A 5,942-nucleotide genomic window follows, 5' to 3' on the forward strand; every position below is an offset into this window, starting at 1 on the left:
GGACACCCGTGGGGTCAGTCGTAAGCAAGAGTCAGACCGCCTCGGCCGGGGCTACCCGATCCTTGCGGGATCCGGTGCGAAGAGACTGACAGTCGAACGAGTCGCCGACCGAGCCCATGGACGCCTGGATCCCGGCCCTGACCAGGCGTGTTGTGAGCTTCACGGACGTGTATTGACAGCCGTGGTCTGCATGATGAATGAGCTCACCCGGGGTGACTTCACGGCTGGCCAGGGCATACTCCAGCGAGGTCAGGACCAGGTCCGCGTCGGCGCGGGCGGAGGTTTCCCAGGCCACTACCCGGCGGGAGAACGCGTCCCGGATGGCGGAGAGCCACAGCGGGCCCTCCAGCGTCGCGATCACGGTCAGGTCGGTGACCCACAGCCGGTTCGGCCCGATCGCGGTGAAGTCGCGTTGGACCAGGTCAGGGGCGAGGTCGGCGTCTGGGTCACGACGGGTGAAGCTCTTGCCCCGGCGTGGGCTGATCCCGGCCAGGCCTGCCTGGCGCATGAGCCGTTCGACGCGCTTGCGGCCGACGTGGACGCCCTCACGTTTGAGGACGGCGTGCACGCGCGGCGAGCCGTAGTTCCCGCCGGATTCGTCGTGGACCTGGCGGATCATGCCCGTCAGCTCGGCGTCCCGGCGGCGCCGTTCGCACGGCTCGGTCTCGGCCTGGCGCCAGCGGTAGTAGGTGGAGGAGGGGATGGAAAGTTCCCGGAGTACGGGCTCGACCCCCAGGCGCGGGTGCTCGTCGAGGAGCGCTCTCACCTGGGCCGGGTCGGGTCGAGCTGGGCCGCGAAAAAAGCCGAGGCCGTCCGCAGGACCTCGTTCGCCCGCTTGAGCTGGGCATTCTCCTTCCGAAGGGCGGCAAGCTCCTCACGCTCGGCAGTGGTGAGCAGGTCGTCCCGCTCGCCGGCGTCGGCCTCGGCCTGACGGATCCAGTTGCGCAGGGCCTCGTGGTGCACGCCGAGCTCCTCGGCCATGCGGCGGATCACAGGCTTCGGCTCGGCAGTCCGGTACATCCGCACCGCACGCTCACGCAACTCCAGCGGGTATTTCCTCGGGGCAGGCATCGTCTGGGCTCCTCTCATGAAACCCATCTGACCCTCTGTCACTCAACCCCGCATCTCGGGGGAACCTCAGATCGTGGACGAGGCGCACCGCACGTCGGGGCCTTAGGGCAAGCCGTGGTCCTCGATCATGATGACGCCGTCATCCCCGCGGGTGGCCGGCTATGGCCGACGAGCCGGACAGGGAACCGGACGGGGTGCCCGCTCTGGTTGCCTCGATGGATGACGAGCAGGTGGGTCCCACGCACGGACAGCGTGAACAAGGGTGCCCGTTACCGTCATCGAGGGGTGAAGGGGCTGGTCCGGGCGGTCCTTTCCCTGACACGTCGGGAGAGTTTGTCGGTGACAGGTAATTGGGCGTTGCGGCCGCATCAGGCCGAGGCTGTGGACGCGGCGGTCCGCGCGTTGGGGAGGGTTCCTGCGCAAGGTGCAGCTGAGATGGGGCTACGGGCGACGATCGTTTCGGCGTGCGGGACGGGCAAGACCCTCATGGGTGCGACGATCGCGGGGCGCGTCGCCCGCCCGGGCCGGGTGCTGGTCTTGCTGCCCACGCTGGACCTGCTGGTGCAGACAGTGGCCGCGTGGCGTGGTGCAGGCCGGAGGGGGCCCATGGTGGCGGTCTGCTCACTACGCGGGGACCCGGAGTTGGAGGCCGCCAAAGTGCCCTGCACGACCGACTCGCGCCAGGTGCTGGGATGGGTCGACAAGGCGCAGCAGGCCACGGTCTTTGCCACCTACACGTCGCTGCCGGTGCTCGTGAAGGCCCACGCGGCCGGCCTTGGCCGGTGGGACCTGGTCATCGTCGACGAGGCACACCGCACCTCAGGCCCATGGGGCAAACCGTGGGCCGCCATCCACGACAATGCCGCGGTCCCGGCGGATCGCCGGCTGTATCTGACAGCTACTCCGCGGGTGGCCGAGCCGTGGTCCGAGACCATCGAACCGGCCGGGGAGCAGGCTCTGGTCGCCTCGATGGACGACGAGCGGGTCTTCGGGCCGGTGGTGTACCGGCTCACCCTGGCCGAGGCGATCGACCGCGGGCTGCTGGCCCGCTACCAGATAGTGGTGCTGGAAATCCGCGACCCTGTGCCGGAACCGGCGGTGACGGGCGGAGTGGGTGCGCAGGCGGCTCAGGAATGGCGGCTGGAGGCGCTGCAGGCAGCGGTACTCAAAGCCGCTGCAGAGCATGATCTGCAGCGGGTGATGACGTTCCACCACCGTGTCGCGGACGCACGTGCCTTCGCCGAGTCGCTGGAGAGGTCGTCAAGGCGGCTTCACGAGCGGGATCCGGCGCTCTACCCGCGCACGGTGTGGTCCGGCTGGCTGCACGGCGGCCACCGGATGCCCCACCGGCGGGTGGTGCTGGGAGAGTTCGCCGATGGCCACCGTACAGACGGCGTGGTCGTGGAGCGCGCGGTGCTCTCCAGCGCAAGAGTCCTGGCTGAGGGCGTCGATATACCGGCCGTCGACTCGGTGGTCTTCAGCGATCCCAGGGAGTCGATCGTCGACACCGTGCAGACCGTCGGCCGTGCCCTGCGGCAGGGACCGCGCGGGGACAAAATCGCCTCTCTGCTGGTGCCGGTCTTCCTCGGCTCCGACGAGCGCGGTGGGGACTGGCTGGGGTCCGGTGCCTACCTGCCGCTGGTCAGGGTCCTCACCGCGCTGCGTGCTCACGACACCGAGGTCGTGGACCGGCTCGCCACCGGGCCGGGCACCAGCGACCGGGTCGCGGGGGCCCGGAGGGAAGACTTGATGGTGCTGTTCTCACAGACCAGGGATCCCGCTGACATCGCCGCTTTCGTGACCCTGCGCGTGATCAGACCCGAGTCCCGGGTGTGGCTGAACGGCCTGACGGCCGCACGGCGCTTCCACGCCGAGCACAGGCACCTGGTCGTTCCCTACGTCGCGAAAGATGGCAGGTTCCCTCTGGGCGTGTGGATCGGCGACCAGCGCCGCTCCTACCAGGCCGGCAGACTCTCGCCCGTGCGTATCGCCGCGCTGGAACAACTGGGCATGGTGTGGAGCCACCCCGACCACGTGTTCAACGAAGGGCTCTCAGTGGCCCGCGCCTATCACACGGTCCACGGGCACCTCGCGGCTCCGCACGAGACATCCCTGGACGGCTACCCCCTCGGTACATGGCTGGCCAACCGCCGGCGCGAAGCACGGATCCCGGCCGATGCCCCAGGAGCGCTCACCACCGCCCGCAAGAAAGCCCTGACGGCCATCGACCCGTACTGGTGCCCCCCATGGGATGTGACGTGGCAGCGCCGCTACGTCCTGCTGTACCGGCACCTCACCGAGGGCGGATCCCCCGACATCGCACCCGGCCACATGCAGGCCGGGGAAGACATCGGGCTGTGGCGCACCCGCCAGCACACAGCCTGGGACACCCTCAACCCCGAACAGCGCCGACTGCTGAGCGAAATCGGCCTGGGGCCCTGCGCCGACACCGCACCAGCCACCGGGCACATGGAACGGATAGCCCAGGACGACAAGTTCCGGCGGAACCTCGCCGCCGCACAGGCCTACGCCCAACGCGAAGGACACCTGAACATCCCCCGCCCGCACATCGAAACCCTCGACGGCACGGAAATCAAACTCGGCGTGTGGATCTCCAACCAGCGCTCCCGCAGAGGCAACCTCCCACCACAGCGCATCGAAGCGCTAGACGGCCTGGGCATGCGCTGGAGCTGACACCAAGGACAGACGCAGGACCACAGCAATCCCCGCACGCCATCCAGGCGGCGCCGCTGTATCCACCCGTCAGCCCGGGGCGGCCATCGCCGGCCTCCTACCCCGGCCCGGGCTCGGTCCGGCGGCCGGCCACAGGCCATTGCGGCTGCTTAGGGTGCGGCGGCCGATGGGTTCTCTGCCCGTCGCCCTCGCAGTCGAGGGCGCCGGACCGGCTGGGGCGCCTCACTATCCAGGCCCGTCTCCTTCAGCTGCCGGTAGAACCACTCCACCCCGCGGACCGAAACGGCATCGGACGCGTTGTCCGTGTCCGGTTGAGGTGGGCGCAGCCGGGCCTGTTCGGCGAGCCGGAGCAGAGCGGGATGTTCCTCGGGCCCGATGAGCAGGGGCAGACCGGGTACGGGGGCGAGAGGAGTGAAGTGGACGGCGGCATCCAGGAAGAGCGCTGCCCAGGCCGGCACTGGATGGGTGGCGCAGCCGTCGACCTCGCCGGCCGGGTCGTGCAGGGCCAGGGTGGAGGCTTCCCGGTCCCAGTCCGCCAGACGGACGGTGCCCAACTGCTGCCCGGCAGCCCCGGTGAACACAGCGGCGGCCAGCGCGGCGGCCAGGCGGGGGTGCGCGGTCACGGTGTGAATGCGGTGGGCGATCTCTGCGGTGGTCCGCGGCGAACACGGACTGGGCCGGGGCCGGTATCGCCAACTGATCGGCGGCGGCAGACACCCGGTGCAGCGTTCCTGTCCATCCCAGTCCGCGAGCCGGTCCAGCGCCGGCACCGTGATCCAGCCGCCGTCAGTGCGCCGCCGCGCAGCAGGCCCGTCCAGGCCGCGAGCCGCGAGCTCGACGGAGTTGGCGAACTCGGCGGACTCGGCGGACTCGGCGAAGAAGCCGGCACGGGCGTGGGTGAGGGTGCAGGGCACATCGGTGAGGGTGTCGTTCAGGGCGGCGGTCAGCCGGGCGCGGTGGCAAACCAGGACCAGATGCGCCCCCGTGAACGCCCGCAGGTCGAGCAGGCGCCGCAGACGTTCACGGGTGAGCAGGTGAGCGCGCAGCACTGTCAGTCGTCTGACAGGGATCGCGGCCATCCAGGCGGTGGCTGCCTCCCACACCGGGGCCCGGGAAAGCGTGAAGCCCGGCAGATCCGCGGGCTTGCCCAGCGCCGCCAGAACGTCGTGGGCAAAGTACAGGTCGCTTCTCGTGCCGGGAGCGGGGTGCACGGTGACGCGGCCGGCCGCCGGGTCGTGCGCGGCGAGCGCCGCCCGGGTGATGGCGGCATCGTCGCCGGGGTCGAGGACAACGGTGACGGCAGGGGACGTGTCGTTCACGGGCGTGGCGTCTCGGCTAGGCGCCGGGGCGCGGCGGACAGAGCGGGGGGTGGGGCCGGGACTGCTCACGGCAGGGTGCGGCGGCCGAGTTTGCTGAAGACCCAGCGCAGCAGGTCCCGGTCGACCTCAAGACCGTCGGTCGCGTCCAGAGCGCGCCCCAGGTGGTAGGTGATCTTCGCCCAGGTGCGGAAGACACCGTGGGCGGCCACGTCGTCGCAATAGAGCAGGTCATCGGGATCCACGCCGAGCCACACCGGGTGGTAGGCCGGGATCGTGGTCAGGACCTCCGCACGGGTCAGCGGCCGAAACTCCTGCCAGATATGCACTCTGGAAGCCAGCATGTCCTTGCCGGCCAACACCTCGTAGGTGTTCCCGCCGCCGACGAAAACGATCGCGATGTCGGTGTACAGGTCGTCGAACAGATGCCGGAAATACTCGAACGACTCCTCCCGCAGCCACTGAGCCTCATCACAGACCAGCACCCGGAACTCATCGGACAGGACATCTTTCAACAGCGTGTCGAACGCGGTCGGCTGCCGCGGCGGCTTCCCGGGCACAGCAAGCACGTTGAACAGGTTGTGGCGGATGTCCAGCACGGTGGGGCGGCCGCGGAACTCGATACGGCGCGTGGCCTTGGGGGCGAGCTCGCGCAGGGCGGCGTTGACCGACATCGTCTTGCCCAGCCCAGCCGGCCCGTAGAGGCACATCATGCCGCGGACGTCGATCACCTCGGTGAGATTGGCCAGCGTCTCCTTCATCGCCATCGTGAGGTTCCCCCGAGATGCGGGATTGAGTGACAGAGGGTCAGATGGGTTTCATGAGAGGAGCCCAGACGATGCCTGCACCGAGGAAATACCC

Annotated in this window: 5 protein-coding genes; 1 reads left to right on the top strand and 4 read right to left on the bottom strand. The window is 69.5% G+C overall.

Features of this window, described 5'->3' with window-relative positions:
- Window positions 1–31: 31 nt before the first annotated feature.
- Together AB0I68_RS38555 and AB0I68_RS38560 are read right to left on the bottom strand one after the other, a co-directional pair.
- Window positions 32–766, bottom strand: coding sequence for an IS3 family transposase (locus tag AB0I68_RS38555; RefSeq protein ID WP_363182113.1), 735 nt, complete (start codon window positions 764–766; stop codon window positions 32–34).
- Window positions 763–1,071, bottom strand: coding sequence for a transposase (locus AB0I68_RS38560; RefSeq protein WP_176740405.1), 309 nt, complete (start codon window positions 1,069–1,071; stop codon window positions 763–765). The genes AB0I68_RS38555 and AB0I68_RS38560 overlap by 4 nt, the downstream gene beginning before the upstream one ends.
- A gap of 252 nt (window positions 1,072–1,323) precedes the next feature.
- Between AB0I68_RS38560 and AB0I68_RS38565 the strand changes: the two genes are divergently transcribed.
- Window positions 1,324–3,765: a Helicase associated domain protein gene (locus AB0I68_RS38565; RefSeq protein ID WP_363182114.1), complete on the top strand. Its 2,442-nt coding sequence runs from the start codon at window positions 1,324–1,326 to the stop codon at window positions 3,763–3,765.
- Window positions 3,766–3,914: 149 nt separating this feature from the next.
- Here the strand turns inward: AB0I68_RS38565 and AB0I68_RS38570 are convergent, their stop codons facing one another.
- Both AB0I68_RS38570 and AB0I68_RS38575 read right to left on the bottom strand, forming a co-directional pair.
- Window positions 3,915–5,084: a hypothetical protein gene (locus tag AB0I68_RS38570; RefSeq protein ID WP_363182115.1), complete on the bottom strand. Its 1,170-nt coding sequence runs from the start codon at window positions 5,082–5,084 to the stop codon at window positions 3,915–3,917.
- A gap of 65 nt (window positions 5,085–5,149) precedes the next feature.
- A complete protein-coding gene (locus tag AB0I68_RS38575) occupies window positions 5,150–5,848 on the bottom strand; it encodes an ATP-binding protein (RefSeq protein ID WP_363182116.1) in 699 nt (232 codons plus the stop codon).
- Window positions 5,849–5,942: the final 94 nt, after the last annotated feature.

It is taken from the genome of Streptomyces sp. NPDC050448 (assembly GCF_040655295.1).
In the GTDB taxonomy this organism is placed as follows: Bacteria; Actinomycetota; Actinomycetes; order Streptomycetales; family Streptomycetaceae; genus Streptomyces.